The 19,830-nt window shown below is 72.3% G+C and carries 14 protein-coding genes; 4 read left to right on the forward strand and 10 right to left on the reverse strand.

The annotated features are described in order from the left end of the window. Positions 1-83 precede the first annotated feature (83 nt). Positions 84-2,921, forward strand: a complete 2,838-nt coding sequence (locus ACFZDC_RS06550; protein ID WP_391320779.1) for an SUMF1/EgtB/PvdO family nonheme iron enzyme — start codon at positions 84-86, stop codon at positions 2,919-2,921. Between the two features lie 109 nt (positions 2,922-3,030). Next, a complete protein-coding gene (locus ACFZDC_RS06555; RefSeq protein WP_391320781.1) occupies positions 3,031-3,876 on the forward strand; it encodes a patatin-like phospholipase family protein in 846 nt (281 codons plus the stop codon). 21 nt (positions 3,877-3,897) lie between these two features. Here ACFZDC_RS06555 and ACFZDC_RS06560 read toward each other — a convergent pair whose 3' ends face one another. From ACFZDC_RS06560 to ACFZDC_RS06590, 7 genes are read right to left on the reverse strand one after another with little or no spacing between them, the layout of a single operon-like run. Further along, on the reverse strand, positions 3,898-5,211 hold the full coding sequence (locus ACFZDC_RS06560) for an extracellular solute-binding protein (protein WP_391320783.1): 1,314 nt from the start codon (positions 5,209-5,211) through the stop codon (positions 3,898-3,900). After that, positions 5,208-6,296 carry a hypothetical protein gene (locus ACFZDC_RS06565; protein WP_391320785.1) on the reverse strand — a complete coding sequence of 363 codons (1,089 nt, stop codon included), beginning with the start codon at positions 6,294-6,296 and terminating at the stop codon, positions 5,208-5,210. The genes ACFZDC_RS06560 and ACFZDC_RS06565 overlap by 4 nt, the downstream gene beginning before the upstream one ends. Continuing rightward, the gene (locus tag ACFZDC_RS06570) at positions 6,293-7,882 is read right to left on the reverse strand and encodes a VWA domain-containing protein (protein ID WP_391320787.1); all 1,590 of its coding nucleotides are present in this window, start codon (positions 7,880-7,882) and stop codon (positions 6,293-6,295) included. The genes ACFZDC_RS06565 and ACFZDC_RS06570 overlap by 4 nt, the downstream gene beginning before the upstream one ends. Positions 7,883-7,917: 35 nt before the next feature. Next, complete coding sequence (locus tag ACFZDC_RS06575; protein WP_391320789.1) at positions 7,918-10,161, reverse strand: tetratricopeptide repeat protein; 2,244 nt, start codon at positions 10,159-10,161, stop codon at positions 7,918-7,920. Then, positions 10,158-11,852: a trypsin-like peptidase domain-containing protein gene (locus tag ACFZDC_RS06580; protein WP_391320791.1), complete on the reverse strand. Its 1,695-nt coding sequence runs from the start codon at positions 11,850-11,852 to the stop codon at positions 10,158-10,160. Before ACFZDC_RS06580 ends, ACFZDC_RS06575 begins: the two co-directional genes overlap by 4 nt. Before the next feature lie 53 nt (positions 11,853-11,905). After that, complete coding sequence (locus ACFZDC_RS06585) at positions 11,906-12,376, reverse strand: TIGR03668 family PPOX class F420-dependent oxidoreductase (protein ID WP_391320793.1); 471 nt, start codon at positions 12,374-12,376, stop codon at positions 11,906-11,908. A gap of 16 nt (positions 12,377-12,392) precedes the next feature. After that, the gene (locus tag ACFZDC_RS06590) at positions 12,393-13,043 is read right to left on the reverse strand and encodes a phosphoribosyltransferase family protein (RefSeq protein ID WP_391320795.1); all 651 of its coding nucleotides are present in this window, start codon (positions 13,041-13,043) and stop codon (positions 12,393-12,395) included. 183 nt (positions 13,044-13,226) lie between these two features. Between ACFZDC_RS06590 and ACFZDC_RS06595 the strand changes: the two genes are divergently transcribed. Next, a complete protein-coding gene (locus ACFZDC_RS06595; protein WP_391321546.1) occupies positions 13,227-13,994 on the forward strand; it encodes a polysaccharide deacetylase family protein in 768 nt (255 codons plus the stop codon). A 96-nt stretch (positions 13,995-14,090) separates the two neighbouring features. Further along, positions 14,091-14,531, forward strand: a complete 441-nt coding sequence (locus tag ACFZDC_RS06600; protein ID WP_391320797.1) for an SRPBCC family protein — start codon at positions 14,091-14,093, stop codon at positions 14,529-14,531. A 12-nt stretch (positions 14,532-14,543) separates the two neighbouring features. Here ACFZDC_RS06600 and ACFZDC_RS06605 read toward each other — a convergent pair whose 3' ends face one another. From ACFZDC_RS06605 to ACFZDC_RS06615, 3 genes are all read right to left on the reverse strand, one after another. Then, the gene (locus ACFZDC_RS06605; RefSeq protein ID WP_391320800.1) at positions 14,544-15,695 is read right to left on the reverse strand and encodes an XdhC family protein; all 1,152 of its coding nucleotides are present in this window, start codon (positions 15,693-15,695) and stop codon (positions 14,544-14,546) included. Positions 15,696-15,738: 43 nt separating this feature from the next. Then, positions 15,739-17,196: a solute carrier family 23 protein gene (locus ACFZDC_RS06610; RefSeq protein ID WP_391320802.1), complete on the reverse strand. Its 1,458-nt coding sequence runs from the start codon at positions 17,194-17,196 to the stop codon at positions 15,739-15,741. Positions 17,197-17,405: 209 nt separating this feature from the next. Continuing rightward, positions 17,406-19,829 (reverse strand): molybdopterin cofactor-binding domain-containing protein, encoded by a 2,424-nt coding sequence (locus ACFZDC_RS06615; RefSeq protein ID WP_391320804.1) that lies wholly within the window; start codon positions 19,827-19,829, stop codon positions 17,406-17,408. Position 19,830 lies beyond the last annotated feature (1 nt).

Here is a 19,830-nt window from a genome sequence, read left to right on the forward strand (position 1 = left end):
CGGGTGGCAGACCTTGGGGCAGCGGGAGCCTCCGCGGCCGAAGGAAAAAATCAATATGTCTCTGCGTAGAGGATTGCGCGATCATGGACGAGCCTGAATCTATCTCGACCGAGGGCGGAGCGGTGATCCGCGGTGACGTGGGCTCTGAAACGTTCATCGGGCGGGATCAGATCATCGTACTGTCCGGCTACTCGCAGGCCGAACTGGAACAGACCCTCGCGCGGATGGTGTCCCTGCTCCAACAGCCGGAGGCCTCGATCCGCTTCGGAGTCCGCGACGGCCACCGCACGATGTCCCTCACGGGTGGCGGCACCGAGGCCATGGTCTCCCTTGAGGCCGCGATGGCTCTGTCCTCGATGGTCCCCGGCGACCAGTCGTCGTACCTGGCATCCGTGATCGTCAGTCCGGTTCTCCGCCGCTGGGTCACCCAGTTCGTTCCGCTGTCCGGCACCGTGACGGTCGTGGAAGACCCGTCGGGGATCCTGGAAGTCCATCCGGAGTTCAGCATCCTCCACGCCCGTGGTGAGGGTGCTGCCCGCCGGGTCTTCCGCGAGCGAGTGGCCGACATATCGACAGTGGCTCGCCGGTACAACACGTTCGTCGTGCTGGGGGATCCCGGCGCGGGCAAGACCACGGTCCTGTGCAAGCTGGCGCTCGAAGCGGCTGAGATGCGCCTGCGCGACGGCTCCGGCCGGCTGCCCCTGATGGTCACGCTGGCCGACTACCGGAACCCCACCGACCCCTATGCGTTCCTGGTCGATCAGGCACGGCAGCGGCTCGGCGACTCCGTGTCCGTGAGGGACCTCCTCGCGCGCGGTGAACTCCTTCTCCTCGTGGACTCTCTCAACGAGATGCCCCGTACGAGCGACCAGGAGTTCAGAAGCAAGGTCCGGACCTGGAGGGATTTCGTCAACCGCTGGCCCGAGAACCAGTTCATCTTCTCGTGCCGGCAGCGCGACTACTCCGAGCCGTTGGGCGTCCAGCAGGTGGAGATCGACCCCCTGGACGATGCTCGAATCCGACTCTTCCTGGAGCAGTACCTGGGTGCGGAGTCCGCCGAGACCTTCTGGGCACGCATCGCGGCCGGGCGGGACAATCTCGTCAGCCTGGCGCGCAATCCCTACCTGCTGACGATGCTCACCGCGATCTATCTGTTCGAAGGGGACCTGCCGACCAACCGGGCCCTGCTGTTCACCAACTTCATCGAGGTGTTGTTCAGACGGGAGTCCAGCAAGGGGCACGCGGACTGGCCGCCCGAGACGGTGCTGTTCTCCGCACTGGCGCAACTCGCGTGGGAGATGCTGGCCAGCGGCGAGGGGACGAGGCTGTCCTACACGGCGATGGCGCGGCTGCTCCGGCACCAGGTGGACGCCCCGACGGACACCGGATACACGCCTTCCGACGTGATAATCCAACTCGGCCTGGCGACAAGCCTGTTGGAGTCTCATCCCGGAGCCGAGGGCGAGGAGGAGATCTTCTTCTACCATCACCTGCTCCAGGAGGCGATGGCCGCGCGAGAGATGCTGCGGCGGTGGCGGTCGGGGCAGGACCTGAGGCCCCAGGTCGAGGTCCCCCGGCTGGTGCACGAGATGCCCGACGTGGGACCGCTCGGCCCCAGTGAGCCCCTCCCTCCGCCGCCGTCGAGCGGATGGGAGGAGACCACCGTTCTCGCGGCCGGGCTGGCGGAGGATCCTGCCGCGTTCATCGACGCGGTCCGCGAGGTCAATCCGGTTCTGGCCGCGCGTTGTGTACTGGAAGCGGGCATCAACACCACGCCCGCCATGCGGTCACTGCTCGTCCGGGACCTGCAGCGGGAAGTGAGCGATGCGCGGGTCCATCTCAGAGCCAGGATCCTCGCGGGAAGCGTACTGGGAGACCTGGGCGACGGCCGCTTCGAGCACCTGGCGGTGGAGGAGCGACCGGTGCTTCTCGCGCCCCTGGTCGACGTTCCGGCCGCCAAGGCCCGGATCGGGAGCCCGCGGTGGGTCACCGGTCGGCTCGTCCGCGAGGGGCACAGGTTCGGACGGGACGAGGAGCCTCGCCATACGGTTCGCCTCGGGGCCTTCCGCATCGGCACCTACCCGGTGACGAACGCCGAGTACCGCCGTTTCGTGGCGGACGACGGCTACGGGAAGTACGGGTGCTGGACGGAGGCGGGCCGTGCCTGGTTGCGAGGCGAGGATCCGGGCGGCGGCCCCGAAGCGGAGTTCCTCAACCTGCGTCGCCATCTCAGCGTCGACCCCAGCACCATGAAGCGATGGACGCAGGACCCGAGCGCGTCCAAGGCGATCGCGGGGTGGCGGGCACTGATCTCGGAGTCGGACGAGCGGGCGATCGCGGAACTGGAGGAGTACTACGCGCGGAGGTCGAGGCAGCAGCCGGCCTTCTGGGAGGACGAACGGTACGGGCAGCCGAACCATCCCGTCGTCGGAGTGACGTGGTACGAGGCGATGGCGTACTGCTCCTGGCTCACAGTGCAACTGAGGCTGGCGGGCCGGCTGCCGCAGGAGCACGTCGTCCGGCTCCCCACCGAGGCCGAATGGGAGTACTCGGCTAGGGGGCCCGGGTCGCACGCGTATCCATGGGGGCGGAAGTGGGATCGGGCCCTGGCGAACACGCGGGAGGGCCAGGTCCTCGGGCCGACCTCGGTAGGGGTGTACGCGGTGACCCCCTCCGCGTTCGGCTGCGCCGACATGTCGGGCAACGTCTGGGAGTGGACGCACAGTCTCCATCGGGCCTATCCCTACGATGCCGATGACGGGCGGGAGGACCGGAGCGACCATGGCTGTCGCGTGGTCCGGGGCAGTTCCTGGATCGATCCGCAGCTGTACGGCCGTTGCGCGTACCGGGGACGACACCCACCTGACTTCTTCGACTACGACCAGGGGTTCCGTGTGGTGGTCGCCGAGCGTCTGGGGTGATGTCCGCCGGCCCTGACACCTGCGGCGCGCCGCCGGCCCGATGGTCTTGGCTATCGTGGCTCCCGGATCGAGCAACGGATCCGTCGGGGAATTCTTCGAAGGGGGCGGGATGACCGAGGCGTTGGTGCTGGGCGGCGGCGGTGTGGGCGGGATCGCGTGGATCACCGGGCTGCTGGCGGGGCTCGCCGACACCGGGCAGGACGTCACCGGGGCCGATCTGCTGCTCGGAACCTCCGCGGGCTCGACCGTCGCGGCGCAGGTGGGCAGCGGGCTGGCGCTGGAGGAGCTGTACGCCCGTCAGGTGGATCCCGCGCTGCAGGCCGCCGAGATCATGGCCGAGATGGATCTCGAGTGGTTCGCCGCAGAGATCGGTGCCGCGACGGGCGCCGCCGCCTCGGTGCCGGAGTTGCGGCGGGCGGTGGGGCGGGCGGCGCTGGGGGCGCGGACCGTGCCCGAGGTGGAGCGGCGTGCGGTGATCGAGTCACGGCTGCCGTCCCACGCCTGGCCCGACCGAACGCTGAAGGTCGTCGCCGTGGACGCCGAGAGCGGCGAGGCGCGGGTCTTCGACAAGGACTCGGGTGTGCCGTTGGTCGACGCCGTGGCGGCGAGCTGTGCCGTGCCGGGCGTGTGGCCGCCGGTCACCATCGGCGGGCGCCGGTACGTCGACGGTGGAGTGCGGTCCATCGCCAACGTCGACCAGGCGGCCGGAGCGGATCGGGTGGTGGTCCTCGTGCCGCTGGGCACCACCGAGCCGTTCCCCAGTGAACAGCCGCTGGAGCGGGCCGTCGAGGAGCTGCGCGAGCGGGGCGCCGAGGTCGTGGTGGTCGCGCCCGACGAGGCGTCGCGGGCGGCGATCGGTGACAACGCCCTGGACCCGGCCACCCGCCGCCCGGCCGCCGAGGCGGGGCGGGCGCAGGGGCGCCGGCTGTCGCTTCCGTGGAGCGACCGGAGCTGAACCGCGCCGCCGGCGTCCCCCTCAGGTTCGGCGGTCGCAGACCGACGGCACCCAGGTCAGCTCCTCGTTGCTGCTGAGGCTGTCCAGGTTCTTCAGCAGGTCGTCCAGGTGGCGTGGGTCGGCGAGGAAGTCGATGGTGGCCTGGGCGAAGGCGTCCCGGACCGGGGGCGGCATGGCGTCGGAGGCGTCGAAGCAGTGGACCGCCTCCGGATCCAGCAGTGTGCCGGCCAGGGAGCGGTGCCAGGAACCGTCGGAGCCGGCGGTCGGCTGCGCTCCGGTGTGGACGGAGAAGCCGGACTCCTCGGCGTTCCAGGCCCGCTGGGCGTCGGTGGAGGCGAGGTGGCGGATCAGTTGCCGCGCCTGCGGGGTGTCGTGCAGCAGGGCCACGAGGTCCCCGGAGACCTCCCAGGTGTTCCTGGCCGCGGCGCCGGGGATCAGCTCGGAGGAGGGCTTGTAGCTGCCGTGCGCGTCCTTCCAGGGCTGGTAGGCGCGCACGAACGATGCCTGGTGCTCCAGCGTGCACTGCCGCGGCCGCCGCGCCACCAGTTGGGAGGCGTCCTGGTACTCGGTCTTCAGCGCCCGTGCCACGAGGTCGGGGGACTTTCCGGCGCCGACCAGCTCCCCCCAGGTCCGCCAGGCCCGTTCCACCTCCTTGGACTGCCAGGGCAGCAGGCCGCGTGCCCACCGCTGGTAGATCCCGGGGCCGGACTGCTGCAGGAGGATGTCCTCGACCCAGTCCGTGCCGGGCCAGCCGCTGGTGGCGCCGGAACCCATGCCGAGGCACCACTGGTCGGGCCGTCCGCCGGCCTGCCTCAGCTGCCGGTCGCCGGTGCGCCCCGGGTACCAGACGATGCTCTTGACGTCGGCCTTGAGCGGGAACCAGTACACGTGTCCGTGCAGCGGGGTGGCCCAGGACGTGCCGAACGCCCCCTCGGGGACGAGATCCTCGACGGGGAAGAGCTGCCCCCGCCCGGCGTAGTCGGCGAGTTCGCCCGGGCCGGTGAGCACCACCACGTCGGGTGGCGTACCCGCCTCTACGTCGGCGCTGAGCACCTGGCTCTCGGCGGAGCTGCCCTGGTAGTCGACGTGGATGTGGTGCTCGTGCTCGAACGGGGCGATCACCGCGTCCCGGAAGTGCCCGGCGTCGCCGCCGGTCCAGTTGGCCAGCAGGGTGACGGTCGGTTCCTGCCCGAGCGCGCGTACCCCCACCACGACGGCCGCCGCGAGCACGGCCAGGCAGCTCGCCACCACGGCGATCACGCGCACGAGGTGGCGGGAGGGGCGGCGCCGGGTGCCGGGTGCGGCCGTCGCGGGGCCGCTGCCGGGGGCGCTCACCGGGGCCTGAACCGGTAGTCGTTGATGTGCTGCCGCAGTCCCGTCTCGGCCAGCGCCATGAGCAGGACGCCTCCTATCACGATCCACACCGAGGCCGCCGCGCGGAAGCCGGTGTGCGCCAGGTACGAGGCGGCGTCCCGCCCCGCTCGGGGAATGTCCGGACCGGGCGGCGCCCCGTCGAGCAGCGCGCGGGTGTCCGCCATGCCCTGGTGGGTCCACACCGTGAACAGCAGCAGGGCCACGAAACCCGTGGCCAGCAGCGCTCCGGCGGCGATGAGCTGGCGGTTGTACTTGCGCCGGAACCTGCGGCGCAGGAAGAGCTGGGTCTCCACCAGGGCCGCGCCGAGGGCGAGGACGAGCAGCGCGACCACGCTCCAGCCGAGCCACAGCAGCGGCCCGAAGGAGGTCTGCCGCTTCACCGCGGCCAGCTGTTCGCTGCGCAGCGCCCTGAGCCGGGCTTCGATACCGGAGTCCTCGGATTTCAGGATGCTGGTCGCGTAGCTGAGGTACGCCTCGCGCAACACGCTTCCCGGCGGCTCCGGTTGGGCCTTCTGGACCATGCCTCCGTACCCGGAGATCAGTCCGGCGACGGTCTGCACGGCCTGCCGGGCGGCCGGCCCGCCCACGTCGTCCGCGGCGGCCACGGAGACGCTCTGCGCGGCCACCGAGATCTGCGTCTGGAACTCGCTGATGGACGGGGGCGTACCGGTCGCGTCCGCCTGTGCCGCCTCGAGCGCGTACAGCGCGGTGTCGATGGCGAGGACGGCCGGGGCGCTGGAGGTGCGCAGCGGGTTCGCGTCGCCGTGCACGCCCTCGTAGGAGAGGAACAGCGACAGGGTCAGCACGGCCGAGAGGGCCAGCAGCAGCCGGCGGCGCACGGCGAGCTCGTGGGCGGTCGTACTGCCCTCCTCCGGCGGGCGCCGCCCGGCGGCCAGCAGACGGCCGAGGAGACGGGGCAGGGGCGCGGGATCGTGGGGACCGGCTGCGCGGTGGGCGGCCCCGGCCGGGCGTGGCTCCACCGGGCCGCCGGTCCCGGCGCGCGTGCTCGTACCGGCACCCGCTCGCGCACCCGTGCCGACGCTCATACGGCCCTCCTCAGCAACCGTCCGCAGTCGCCCCCGCAGTACACCGAGTCCGCCGGGCCGATCCATGTGCAGTCGGGGCACTCGATGAGTTCGTCGGCACCGCCCGGTGCGGGGCCGTCGCCGGAGGGGTCGGGTGGGCCCGCCAGGGGTGGGCCTTGGGCGGGCGGCCCGGCGGCGGCCGGCTCCTCGGGTGGTGTGGTCATGGCGCTGGAGAGGATCAGGTGCTGCCAGTCGACGTCCTTGAGGCCGTCACGGACCCGGCCCGTGCCCGGCACACCCGCGAGCCGGCGCAGCGCGCCCAGCAGCTGGGCATCGCCCAGTTCCTCGGCGAGGGACAGCGCCCGGGCGAGTTCACGGTCGGCCTCCGCCCCGCCCTCGGCGCGGCGCAGCCAGGCCCGGTACGCCCGCGCCACGGCGGCGCTCGCCTGCTGGTACAGCTCGTGGCGGCGGACGCCGGGATGCTGACGGGAGGCGTCGAGCGGGTTGTCGGTCCAGCGGACCAGGATCGGCTGCGGCGCGGGCAGCCGCACGGTGCGCCCGAAGTCGGGTACGACCACGTCCACGGCGGCGAGCTGGAGGTCCTCGCCGATCTCGCGGCCGGTCGGGTCGGCGGTCAGGACGACCTGGAAGTGCCGGGTCTCCTCGCCCCAGGCCCGGGTGACGTATTCGGCGCCGCGCTCGCCGAACTCGGCTGCGCAGGCGAGGAGTTCCTGCTCTCTCGGCACGACCTGCTTGACCTGGCGGATGACGGTGCCGGGGGTCGGGGTGAGCCTGATGCGCAACTCGGGGATCGCCTTGCCGAGCAGTCCGTTCACCAGCTCCTCGTAGGCGGCGGGCAGTTCGGACTCGCGGCGGACCGCGCCCGCCCGGCCGTGCAGCCGCCGGGTGATGCGCAGCAGGAGGTCGGCGTCCCAGTCGTCGCCGATGCCCCACGCGTCGCAGACGAACCGGCCGTCGCAGGCTTCGAGGGCGGTGTCCAGGGCCATGGTGGCGCGGTGGTCGTGCTCGTTGCGCCCGTCGGTGAGCAGCAGGACGTGCTTGATGGGCGCGGACTGCTTGCTCAGCAGCCGCCGGGCCAGGTCGAGCCAGGGGCCGATGGCGGTGCCGCCGTCCGCGTCCAGGATCCGTACGGCGCGTTCGGCGGCCTCGCGCTCGGCGGGCCCGGCGACGGCCATCACCTCGCGGCCCGGGCCGGGGTGCACCACCGTGGCGTCGAACCGGCCGGAGAGCACGGCGAACGCGCTGCCCTCCGGCAGCAGCCGGAGGGCGGCGACCGTGGCGTCCTTGGCGGCGTGCAGTTTGGCGGCCGGGTGCAGCATGGAGCGCGAGGTGTCGACGATCAGCACCTCGGCGAGGGCGGGCCCGGACCCGCGGGCGGCTCCGGTGACGAGGCCCGGGCGGCCGCCGTGGTGCGTGACCCCGATCTCCACGATGGCGTGCATCTCCCGGTCGTGGGGCCGTCCGGGCGCGGCCGGCACGGCGGGCAGTTCCTTCTTCTGGCCGACCGCGAGGGTCACCGCGATGTCGCCGGCGTCCTCCTTGTGCTCGCCGGTCCCGGCGCTCCCGGTGTTCCCGGCCGTGCTCATGGCGGCGTCCCCCTCGCTTCTTCGTTTCGGAGTTCTCAGAACGTGGTCATCGGCCGCACGGCGTGGGCCAGGTCGAGCAGCCGGCCGTGTTCGCCCGCGGTGCGTGCCTGTGCGGCCAGTTGTCTGAAGGACTGCTCCAGCAGCGTGCGCAGGGCGTCCTCGGCGCCGGATCCGAACAGCTCACCGATGGGGAGCTTGGGCCGCCGGCCCTGCTCCGCGCCGTGCAGCACGTTCTCGCGGACCTCGGCGACCAGCCGGGCCCGTGACTCGCCGTCGGCGGCACCGCCGTCCAGGTGCAGCTCGGGCAGCCGCCGGTGCGCGTCCCGCAGATCGGCGAGCGACGGGGCGCGGCCGTGCAGGAGGCCGGCGCGGACGCGGACGGCCGCGATGCGGGCCGCGTCGTAGTGGCGGGACGTGGAGGGGACGTCGTCGAGGACGTGTACGGCCGCGTCCCGGTCTCCGGTGGCCAGGTGGCCGCGGGCCAGGCCGAACGCGGCGGCGGTGTGGGCGAAGTCCCGTGCCCACACGGCCTCGTAGAACCGCATCGCGTGGGCCGTCCGCCGGTCGCCGTGTTCGGCGCAGTACCCGAGGGCGAGCTTGGGCACGTACTCGCCGGGCAGCGCCCGGTAGACGGCCTCGAAGCAGCTGCCGGCCTGCCGTACCTCGGCCTTGCTCAGGTGCAGCACGCCGCGGTGCCAGGCGATGCGCCAGTCGTGAGCGGCGGCGCGCTCGCCGAGCTGGGTCTCCGCCTCGGTCAGCCAGCTCTCGGCCTCGCCCTGCTCGCCTCTTCGGAGGTAGGCGCGGCACAGCCACAGCGCGGTCTCGGGGGTGCCGAGGCGGGATTCGCGGGGCCACTGCCGGGCGACCCGGTCGGGTGCGTCGGGCGGGAAGGTGTCGAGCAGCAGGGCGGCACCGTCGTCGGGGTCGGGCACCGGCTCCGGGAGGGCGCCGGCGACCTCGGCGGCCGAGGGCGGGGAGACGTCCAGCTCGGCGGGCTGTGCGCCGGGGCGGGTGGTCCAGTGGTCCAGGGAGGGGATGGCGCCGAGTCCGGCGTCGAGGCTGGCGTCGGTGGCGCGGAACCGGGTGGAGCTCTCGGGCAGCTGCTCGCCGAACTGCAGCGAGCGGAACTCGCGCAGTACTTCCCAGAGCTGGCGGGACATCTCGGCGGCCGAGCGGAACCGGGCGCGGGGCTCGGTGTGGGTGGCGCGGTGGATGAGGCGGCGGAAGGAGTCGGGGGCGAGGCCACGGGCCGGTTCGGCGCCCTCGGCGAGGCTCTGGAGGGTCATGCCGACGGTGTAGAGGTCGCTGTCGACGTGCCAGCCGCGGCTGTGGATCTCCTCCCTGGGCGGGGCGAAGGTCTTGGTGTACACGTAGGCGGAGGTCCGGTCGCCGATGGCGCGGACCGCGCCGAGGTCGACGACCTTGATGGCCCGTCCGAAGTGGATGACGTTGGACGGCTTCATGTCGCAGTAGAGCAGGCCGCGTTCGTGCATGTACTGCAGGGCGCCGAGGATCTTGCAGCCGTAGGTGAGGACGTGGTCGAGGCGGGGGCGGCCCTGGAAGATCCGCTCGACGTCGTCGGCGTGGAAGAGCCGCTGCAGGTCCCGGCCGGCGATGTAGTCCATGACCAGGTAGCCGGTGGGTGACCGGCCCGGGACCTGGTGTTCGGCGTAGGTGATGAGGCGGACGACGTCGGGGTGGTGCAGGTCGGTCAGGGAGCGGCGTTCCTCCACGGCGTTGCGGCGGGCGAGCGCGTCATGGGCGTCGATCAGGCCTTTGAGGACGACGCGGTGGCCGTCGGCGCGGGTGTCCTCGGCGAGGTACACCCAGCCGAGGCCGCCGCGGGGAAGGCAGCCGAGGACCCGGTAGTGGCCGTCGACCACGTCGCCCTCGGCCAGCTGGGGCAGGAAGGAGTAGGGGGTGCCGCAGCGCGGGCAGCGGCCGGTGGTGCGGGCGGCCTGGCCGCCGTAGCCGATGCCGATGGTCATGGTGCAGCCGTTCGCGCCGCAGCGGCGGCCGCCGGTGGGCGGCCGGGGGTCCTCGACGAGCCCGCTCTCGGGTGCGGGCACGTCGGGCAGCCTGACCAGTCCGTGCTGGTCGAGTTCGCCCACGCCGGCGACGGCGTGGGTGGGCCCCGGCCCGGGCGGCTCCTCGGTGGCGGGGTCGGGCGGCGGGGGCGATGGCTCGGTCCGCGGCTCGTGGTGGCGGTGTCCGCAGGTGTCGCAGTAGCCGGTGGCCATGATGTGGCCCGCGCAGCCGGGCCGGACGCATGAGGTCATCGGGGGCCCTCCTCAGCGGTTGCCGTGCCGGAGCAGAAGCCGACGAACCGCCGGACGGCGGTCTCCGCCGCGTCCACGTCGCAGGGGGTCTGCCGCAGCAGCGACAGGGCGAGTTCGTAGAGCCGGTAGGCCTCCACGACCCGGTCGCCGCCCTGGGCCGTGGCCCGTTCCTGGCACAGCGGCCACTCGGCGGTGATGCGGCCGAGGAGTTCCTCGCGGCGGCGCAACCGTGCGTCGAGGACGGAGAGAGCCTGTTCCAAACGCCGGCGGCGGCGTTCGGCGGCGTCCTCGAAGGTGAACAGCAGGTCGGCGCGCCGGGGTTCCTTCTCCCGTTCGGGTGTGTGCGCGACCCATGCGCGCAGCATCCGGGTGCGCCGTACGCCGGCCTCGGCCTGGTCCAGCAGGTGCCGGGCGCCGGGATCCGGTGCCACGCGGTCGCGGCGCTCGTCGAGTGCGGGCCCCCACTCGTCGACGATCCGGTCGATTTCGTGGTGCAGTCGGCTCCAGCGCTCGCGCAGCGGTCGCTGCACGAAGGATTCGGCGGCCTGGGCCGCACGGCCGCCCCGGCGCCGGAAGACCAGTAACAGCCGGGCTCCCTGCTGGGCGAGGCGGTCCAGGAGGCCGAGCAGGGCGTCGGGTTCGGCCGCCTGGTCGACTCCGACCAGGACGGCGGCGAGGGGGACGCGCAGCGCGCCGAGCCGTTCGGGCCGGGGGTCGCCGCGGATACCCAGCCGCTCCGCGATCCGGTCCATGACCTGAGTGGCCGTCATGCCCTTGACGTCCAGCGCGAGATCGTGCCCACCGGCCGGGGGCACGGTCTCGGGCGGGTCGTGGCCGAAGGCGCTGGTGTTCTGCTGGGTGCGCAGTTCCCGGTCGGCCAGGGTGATGGCGCGGGTGAGGGTCCAGGCGCGGCCGCTGCGGGCCGGGACGACGGTGACGAGCACCGGCCAGCCCTCGCCCCGGAACCAGGAGGCGAGTTCGGTGGCGAACGGTACGTCGAGCCGGCGGGCGGCTCCCGGCGCGCCGGTGCGCAGCGCCGGGTCGACGGCTTCGGCGCCGTCGGTCCAGGCGGCGACCTGCGGCAGATGACTGAGGATGGTCTCGGTGGGGCTCATGTAGCTGAAGACGGAGCCCGGGCCCTCGTCGACGCTGAGGACGATCCCGATGACCTCGTCGGTCTCGTGGTCCACCACTCCCCCGCCGCTGAAGCCGGGTGCGGCCAGTTCGTCGGGGGTCTGCGGGCGCAGCTGCACCTGGTTGTCCCGGCCGCGGGCGGCGACCAGGGTGGCTCCGTGCCAGCGGCCGCCGTCGTCCCCTGCCGGGAAGCCGTACATGCTCACCGGTCCGTGGGGCGAGGCGAGCCGGTAGAGCCGGGTGGTGTGCTCGGCGGGCAGGGGGTCGGCCAGGCGCAGCAGGGCCAGGTCGCCGATGCGGTCGCCGAAGGCGTCCTCCCGCTGCGGCACGTGCTCGTCCTCGCGGGCCGTCGCCGCCACGCCGGGTACGCCGGGCACGCCGACGAAGTGGACGACGTAGGTGCGTCCGGGACGCACGACATGGGCCGCGGTGAGCACCTGGTCGGGCGCGAGCAGCACCCCGGCACCCAGGACCCGCCCGTCCGGCTCTTCGATGCGGGCAACCCAAGGTGGCGTACGTAACCGCGACTTGACGGCTCGCTCCCCCGTGCGCGTCATGGCACCCGAGGTTACTCCCCGTGCCCGTCCGGTACCACTGGTGTGCACGGGCTTCAGTGGCCGGGAATCTCCTCCCGTGCCTGCCAGCCGCTCCAGCGGCCTACGGTGACGGCGATCACCGGGCCGGCCGGCGGGGTGTCCCGGTACTGCGGGTACTTCTCGCACAGCAGCCCGACGGCGGCCTCATGGGCGCGCCGAACGGCGGGGTCGGACGCGTCGGGCGGCAGGATGCGGGCGTCGCCGTCGGCGCGGGCCCACCACAGGTGGTCCCAGTTCTCGTCGTAGGCGTCCACGAGCAGGCAGACCGGCGCGTGTGCGGCGATGTTGCGGAGCCGCTTGAGGCGGGTGGTGGTCTTCGGTTTGTGGTCGACGGCGGTCACGAGCTGTTCGGTGCCCTCGAGGAGGTGCCAGGCGAAGACCACCGGCACCTGGTGGGGGCGGCCCGCCGCGTCCACCGTGGCCAGCCGGGCCACCCGGGCGGCGGTGAACCGGCGCCGCGCCTCCGCCTCGGCCAGCTCCGGCATCCTCGCTCCCGTGCGGTCAGCGGGCGTGCAGCGCGTCGAGCACGTCGAGCACGTCGGCGTCGGTCAGTTGCTCGAAGTCGTCGTACCACTGGCCGACGGCGCTGAACGCGGCCGGCCGGAGCGGGCAGACCACCGCGTCGGCTTCCTCGGTGAGTTGGTCGAGGGAGTCCGGGGCGCCGACCGGGACGGCCAGGACGACCCGGGCGGGTGCCCGGCGCCATACGTGGCGCAGGGCGGCGCGGGCGGTGGCGCCGGTCGCCAGTCCGTCGTCGACGACGATCACCGTTCGGCCCCTCAGGTCAGGGGGCGGGCGGTCGCCGCGGTAGCGGCGCTCGCGCCGGCCCAGTTCGTGCCGTTCGCGCTCCACGGCCGGGGCGAGCCGCTCCTCGGTCAGGCCCAGCTGGTCGAGCGTGTCCGCGTCGAAGAGGGGCGGGTCGTCGGCGGCGAGAGCGCCCACGGCGAACTCCTGGTGGTGCGGGGCGCCGATCTTGCGTACGACGAGCACGTCGAGCGGGGCGCCGAGGGCGCGGGCGACGGGCGCGGCGACGGTGATCCCGCCGCGGGGCAGGGCGAGGACGACAGGGTCGGGCAGTTCGCCCCGGTCGCGCAGTTCGCTCAGCAGGCCGGCGAGTTTCCGTCCGGCCTCGGCACGGTCCCGGAAGCGCATGGGGTGGTCCTCTCGCCGGAGTGCTTCCTCCCCCGCACCTCCATGGTGCAACGGCGGTTCGTCGCGCCGTCGGGACACTCCCACAATTCGAACACGTGAGCTATACACTGAGTGTATAGTCCGGGCATGCCTCATTCGACTTCGCCCGGGACGAACCCGAACCCGGAGCACGCACCCATGAAGATGCGCGGACGGGCCCGAAGGTTGCGCCTGTCCGCCGTGGCCTCGGCCGCCACCTGTCTGGCGCTGGCGCTGTCCGGCTGCGCGCAGGTCGACACGACCTCGCCGAGCTCGGCGCGCGCAGAGGCGGCACACGGGGCACCGGCCCGGTTCGGCACCGTCGACTGCCGCGAGGCCAAGTGCATCGCGCTCACCTTCGACGCCGGGCCCAGCGAGAACTCCCCGCGGCTGCTGGACATCCTCAAGGAGAAGAGGGTCCCGGCCACCTTCTTCCTGCTCGGCAAGCGGCACATCGACACCTACCCGGAGCTGGTCAAGCGGATGGCGGCCGAGGGCCACGAGGTCGCGAGCCACACCTGGGACCACAAGATCCTCACCCGGATCCCGGACGCCCGGATACGCGAGGAACTGAAGCGGCCCGACGACGCGATACAGCGGCTCACCGGGCGCAAGCCCACGCTGATGCGGCCGCCGCAGGGCCGCACGGACGCCCACGTGCACAAGATCGCCAAGGAGCTGGGCCTGGCGGAGGTGTTGTGGAGCGTGACCGCGAAGGACTACACGACCGACGACTCCGCGCTGATCACCCAGCGGGTCCTGGACCAGGCGTCCCGGGACGGCATCATCCTGCTGCACGACATCTACAAGGGCACCGTGCCCGCAGTACCCGGCATCATCGACGCCCTGAAGGCGCGCGGCTACGTCTTCGTGACGGTGCCCCAACTGCTGGCGCCGGGCAGGGCGGAGCCGGGGAAGGTCTACCGGCCCTGAGGGACCGGGTCATCCGAGTGGGCGACGTGGGGGGCCAGACAGGTGAGCCGGGGCCGAACGCGCAGGTGGCCGACGCCGATTGCCTACGATCGTGCCGTGCCCCTCTTCTCTTTCGAACGCACTGTGCCGCTTCCCCCCGAGGAGGCGTGGCGCCGGCTCACGCAGTGGCCCCGCCACGGTGACACGGTGCCGCTGACCCGGGTCACCGTGGTCACGCCCGCACCGACCCGTGAGGGCACACGCTTCGTGGCCCGTTCGGGCGTCGGCCCGCTGGCCTTCGACGACGTCATGGAGGTCACGGTCTGGCAGCCGCCGGTGGACGGCGAGCCCGGGCTGTGCCGCCTGGAGAAACGCGGGCGGGTCATCCTGGGGTGGGCCGAGATCGAGGTACTGCCGGGACCAGGTGGCCGCAGCCGTGTGGTGTGGCGCGAGGATCTGCGGATCCGCTTCCTCCCCCGCTTCTTCGACGGCATCGTGGAGCGGGCGTCACGCGCGGTGTTCGGGCGTGCGGCCAACCGGCTGCTGAGGCGGGCGTGAGGACGGCAATCCTCAGGCCACCGACCCGATCCGCCCCGCCGCCGGCGACGCCGTGTCGTGGTGGATCGGCGTGTGCGCGCCGGTCAGGGACACTCCGCTCCCGCCCCGCCGGGCCGCGACGATCTCCGCGGCGATGGACAGTGCCGTCTCCTCCGGCGTGCGGGCGCCGAGGTCCAGGCCGATGGGAGAGCGCAGGCGGGCCAGTTCGAGTTCGGTGACGCCGACCTCGCGCAGGCGCTCGTTGCGGTCCTGGTGGGTGCGGCGGGAGCCCATCGCGCCGACGTAGGCGACCGGCAGCCGCAGCGCCGATCGCAACAGCGGTACGTCGAACTTGGCGTCGTGGGTGAGGACGCACAGGACGGTACGGCCGTCGACCTCGGTGCGCTCCAGGTACGTGTGGGGCCACTCGACGACGATCTCGTCGGCCTCCGGAAAGCGGGTGCGCGTGGCGAACACCGGGCGGGCGTCGCACACCGTGACGTGGTAGCCCAGGAACTTTCCGACGCGGACCAGCGCGGAGGCGAAGTCGATCGCGCCGAAGACGATCATCCGGGGGGCGGGGACGGAGGACTCCACGAGGAGTGTGAGCGGGGCGCCGCAGCGCGAGCCCTGTTCGCCGATCTGCAGGGTGCCGGTGCGGCCCGCGTCCAGGAAGGCGCCGGCCTCGGCGGCGACCGTGCGGTCCAGCTCGGGGTGGGCCGCGAAGCCGCCGTCGCAGGAGCCGTCGGGACGGACGAGGAGGGCCCGGCCCACCAGTTCGGCCGGACCCTCGACGATCCGCGCCAGCGCCGCCGCCTCCCCACGGGCGGCGGCGGCCAGTGCGGCCGCGACCACCGGCCGGGCGGGACCGTCCGCCCGTACCGGTGCGACGAGGATGTCGATGACGCCGCCACAGGTCAGGCCGACGGCGAAGGCGTCCTCGTCGCTGTACCCGAAGCGCTCCAGGACGGTCTCGCCGTCGTCGAGCGCCTGCCGGCACAGGTCGTACACGGCGCCCTCCACGCACCCGCCGGAGACCGAGCCGATCGCCGTGCCGTCGGCGTCCACCGCGAGGGCGGCGCCGGGCCGGCGCGGGGCGCTGCCGCCGACGGCCACCACGGTGGCGACGGCGAAGTCACGGCCCTGCTCGACCCACCGGTTCAGCTCCTCGGCGATGTCCAGCATCTCTTGGTCTCCTCAAGCGGGTTGGAGGGTTCGAGGTGGGTGGCTATTGCACGCCCAGCCAGCCCTCGATCGGGTGGAGTGCGAAGTAGATCAGGAAGACGGCCGTCAGACCCCACATGAAGGCGCCGATCTCGCGGGCCTTGCCCTGCGCGGTCTTGATGGCCACGTAGGAGATGACGCCCGCGGCGACACCACTGGTGATGGTGTACGTGAACGGCATCAGGACGACGGTCAGGAAGACCGGGACGGCGGTGGCGCGGTCCGCCCAGTCCACGTGCCGGGCGTTCATCAGCATCATGGCGCCGATGACGACCAGGGCGGCGGAGGCGACCTCCTGCGGGACGATCGCGGTGACCGGGGTGAAGAACAGGCAGGCCGCGAAGAACAGGCCGGTGACCACGGAGGCGAGGCCGGTGCGGGCGCCTTCGCCGACGCCGGTGGCCGACTCGATGAACACCGTCTGGCCGGAGCCGCCCGCCACGCCGCCGATCGCACCGCCGGCGCCGTCGATGAACAGTGCCTTGGACAGGCCCGGCATCCGGCCCTTGTCGTCGGCCAGTCCGGCCTCGGTGCCGACCCCGATGATGGTGGCCATCGCGTCGAAGAAGCCGGCGAGGACGAGGGTGAAGACGATCATGCCGACCGTCATCGCGCCGACCTTCTCCCAGCCGCCGAACTCCACGTGCCCGAAGAGCGAGAAGTCCGGCGCCGAGACCGCGCTGCCGTGCAGTGCGGGGACGCCGTTCGCCCACTGCTTGGGGTCGATGACGCCGAGGCCGTTGAGGACGGCGGCGACGATGGTGCCGGAGATGATGCCGATGAGGATGGCGCCGGGGACGTTGCGGGCCTGCAGCATGAAGATCAGCAGCAGGGTGCCGGCGAAAAGCAGCACCGGCCAGCCGGTGAGCTGGCCCGCCGGGCCCAGGCTGACCGGCGTGGCCTCGCCCTTGTGCACGAAGCCGGACTTGTAGAAGCCGATGAGGGCGATGAACAGGCCGATGCCCATCGTGATGCCGTGCTTGAGCGCGATCGGGATCGCATTCATGATCATCTCGCGCAGGCCGGTGACGACCAGCAGCATGATGACGACGCCGTACATCACGCACATGCCCATGGCCTGCGGCCAGGTCATGCTCGGGGCGACCTGCGAGGACAGGACGCCGGAGACGGAGAGGCCGGCGGCGAGCGCGAGGGGCACCTTGCCGACGAAACCCATCAGCAGCGTGGTGAGGGCCGCCGCGAACGCGGTCGCGGTGATCAGCGCCTTCTGGCCGAGCGTGTCCCCCGCCGCGTCCTTGCCGGACAGGATGAGGGGGTTGAGCAGGAGGATGTACGCCATCGCCATGAAGGTGGTGACGCCGCCGCGGACCTCACGCGAGACCGTGGATCCTCTTCTGGATATGTGGAAGTACCGGTCGAGCCAGGACCGCCCTGCCGGGACGCGGGTGCCTTCGCCCGCGTCGTCGGCTGCGGTCCTCGGCTCCACTGACTGCTGGGTCATGGTGCCATCTCCCAAGGTTCACAGGGGCACCCGTGCGACCGCCGTGAGCGGGCACGGGATTTGGGAATGGACGACCCGGGGGACGGCCCGAGACGAACGAATTTCCTGGTACTTCAAGGACCGCGAGCGGTGCGGAACTCAAAGGGGGTTCCTCCGGGCGGCGCGGCGGAGTGCGTGACGTTCCCTGCGCCGCCCGGAGAGCTGGGGTGTTACGCGGTCCCCGTGAGGTGCTCAGGCCGTACCGGAGTGCGGTTGAGTTCCAGCCCGGTCGCGTTCCGGATCGCCGCGAGGACGGCCGGGGTGGACGACAGGGTCGGGGCTTCGCCGATGCCGCGCAGCCCGTACGGGGCGTGGTCGTCGGCGAGTTCGAGCACGTCGACCGGGATCGTCGGCGTGTCGAGAATCGTGGGGATCAGGTAGTCCGTGAAGGAGGGGTTCCTGACCTTCGCCGTCTTCGGGTCGACGATGATCTCCTCCATCACCGCCACGCCCAGGCCCTGGATCGTACCGCCCTGGATCTGGCCGATGACGGAGAGCGGGTTGAGCGCCTTGCCGACGTCCTGGGCGCAGGCCAGTTCGATGACCTTGACCAGGCCGAGCTCGGTGTCCACCTCGACGACCGCGCGGTGCGCGGCGAAGGAGTACTGGACGTGTCCGTTGCCCTGGCCGGTGCGCAGGTCGAAGGCCTCGGTCGGCCGGTGCCGCCACTCCGCCTCGATCTCGACGGCCTCGTCCTCGAGGACGTCGACCAGGTCGCGGAGGACCTCGCCGCCGTCGGTGACCACCTTGCCGCCCTCCAGCAGGAGTTCGGCCGTCGCCCAGGCCGGGTGATAGGTGCCGAACTTGCGGCGCCCGATCTCCAGGACCTTCTCGCGGACGAGTTCGCAGGCGTTCTTCACGGCGCCGCCGGTGACGTACGTCTGCCGGGAGGCCGAGGTCGAGCCGGCGCTGCCGACCTGGGTGTCGGCGGGGTGGATGGTCACCTGGGTGACACCGAGCTCGGTGCGGGCGATCTGCGCGTGGACGGTGACACCGCCCTGGCCGACCTCCGCCATCGCGGTGTGCACGGTCGCGACGGGCTCGCCGCCGACGACCTCCATGCGCACCTTGGCGGTGGAGTAGTCGTCGAAGCCCTCGGAGAAGCCGACGTTCTTGATGCCGACCGCGTAGCCGACTCCGCGTACGACGCCTTCGCCGTGCGTGGTGTTGGACAGACCGCCGGGCAGCTGCCGTACGTCGGCGCCCTCGCTGGACTCCCACTGGCGCTCGGGCGGCAGCGGCATCGCCTTGACGCGGCGCAGGAGTTCGGCCACCGGGGCCGGGGAGTCGACCGGCTGCCCGGTCGGCATGATGGTCCCCTGTTCCATCGCGTTCAGCTGCCGGAACTCCACCGGGTCCATGCCGAGCTTCTGCGCCAGCTTGTCCATCTGTGCCTCGTAGGCGAAGCACGCCTGGACCGCGCCGAAGCCGCGCATGGCGCCGCAGGGCGGGTTGTTGGTGTAGAGGGCGATGGCCTCGATGTCGACGTCGTCGACGACGTACGGGCCGACGGAGAGCGAGGAGGCGTTGCCGACGACCGCCGGGGAGGCGGAGGCGTAGGCGCCGCCGTCCAGGACGATCCTGCACTTCATGTGCGTGAGCTTGCCGTCCCTGGTGGCCCCGTGCTCGTAGTGGAGCTTCGCCGGGTGGCGGTGCACGTGCCCGAAGAAGGACTCGAACCGGTTGTAGACGATCTTCACCGGCTTGCCGGTGCGCAGCGCCAGCAGGCAGGCGTGGATCTGCATCGACAGGTCCTCGCGGCCGCCGAACGCGCCACCGACGCCGGCCAGCGTCATGCGCACCTTGTCCTCGGGCAGGCCGAGGACGGGCGCGATCTGGCGCAGGTCGGAGTGGAGCCACTGGGTGGCGATGTAGAGGTGGACGCCGCCGTCCTCCTCGGGTACGGCGAGGCCGGACTCGGGGCCGAGGAAGGCCTGGTCCTGCATGCCGAAGGTGTACTCGCCCTTGACGATCACGTCCGCCCTCTTGGCGGCCTCGTCCGCGTTGCCGCGGACGATCGGCTGACGGTGCACGATGTTCGGGTGCGGTACGTGCCCGACGTGGTGGTCGGCGCGGTTCTCGTGGACGAGGATCGCGTCGGGGGCGGTCGCGGAGGCCTCGTCGGTGATGACGGGCAGCTCCCGGTACCCGACCTTGATCTTGGCGGCGGCGCGGCGGGCCGTCTCCGGGTGGTCGGCGGCGACGATCGCGACCGGCTCGCCGTGGTGGCGTACCTTGCCGTGGGCGAGGACCGGCGTGTCCTGGATCTCCAGGCCGTAGTTCTTCACCTCGGTGGGCAGGTCGTCGTACGTCAGGACCGCGTACACGCCGGGGGTGGCCAGGGCCTCGCCGGTGTCGATGGAGACGATCTCGGCGTGCGCGACGGTGGAGCGCAGGATCTGGCCCCACAGCATGTCCTCGTGCCACATGTCGGACGAGTACGCGAACTCGCCGGTGACCTTCAGGGTGCCGTCCGGGCGGAGCGTGGACTCGCCGATGCCGCCCCTGGTCCGGGTGCCCTGCGTGATCCTCGTAGGAGCGCCCATGGGGGCACCTCCCTGCTCGAACGTAGTGGAGAGCTCGGGGGACGGCATG

This window comes from Streptomyces sp. NPDC007905, assembly GCF_042959345.1.
Taxonomy (GTDB): Bacteria; Actinomycetota; Actinomycetes; order Streptomycetales; family Streptomycetaceae; genus Streptomyces.

What these genes read in the sequence shown, in the direction of transcription:
- ACFZDC_RS06550 (WP_391320779.1), top strand. Translation starts at nt 84, where the DNA reads ATGGACGAGCCTGAATCTATCTCGACCGAGGGCGGAGCGGTGATCCGC.
- ACFZDC_RS06555 (WP_391320781.1), top strand. Translation starts at nt 3,031, where the DNA reads ATGACCGAGGCGTTGGTGCTGGGCGGCGGCGGTGTGGGCGGGATCGCG.
- ACFZDC_RS06565 (WP_391320785.1), bottom strand. Translation starts at nt 6,296, where the DNA reads ATGAGCGTCGGCACGGGTGCGCGAGCGGGTGCCGGTACGAGCACGCGC.
- ACFZDC_RS06570 (WP_391320787.1), bottom strand. Translation starts at nt 7,882, where the DNA reads ATGAGCACGGCCGGGAACACCGGGAGCGCCGGGACCGGCGAGCACAAG.
- ACFZDC_RS06575 (WP_391320789.1), bottom strand. Translation starts at nt 10,161, where the DNA reads ATGACCTCATGCGTCCGGCCCGGCTGCGCGGGCCACATCATGGCCACC.
- ACFZDC_RS06580 (WP_391320791.1), bottom strand. Translation starts at nt 11,852, where the DNA reads ATGACGCGCACGGGGGAGCGAGCCGTCAAGTCGCGGTTACGTACGCCA.
- ACFZDC_RS06585 (WP_391320793.1), bottom strand. Translation starts at nt 12,376, where the DNA reads ATGCCGGAGCTGGCCGAGGCGGAGGCGCGGCGCCGGTTCACCGCCGCC.
- ACFZDC_RS06590 (WP_391320795.1), bottom strand. Translation starts at nt 13,043, where the DNA reads ATGCGCTTCCGGGACCGTGCCGAGGCCGGACGGAAACTCGCCGGCCTG.
- ACFZDC_RS06595 (WP_391321546.1), top strand. Translation starts at nt 13,227, where the DNA reads ATGCGCGGACGGGCCCGAAGGTTGCGCCTGTCCGCCGTGGCCTCGGCC.
- ACFZDC_RS06605 (WP_391320800.1), bottom strand. Translation starts at nt 15,695, where the DNA reads ATGCTGGACATCGCCGAGGAGCTGAACCGGTGGGTCGAGCAGGGCCGT.
- ACFZDC_RS06610 (WP_391320802.1), bottom strand. Translation starts at nt 17,196, where the DNA reads ATGACCCAGCAGTCAGTGGAGCCGAGGACCGCAGCCGACGACGCGGGC.
- ACFZDC_RS06615 (WP_391320804.1), bottom strand. Translation starts at nt 19,829, where the DNA reads ATGCCGTCCCCCGAGCTCTCCACTACGTTCGAGCAGGGAGGTGCCCCC.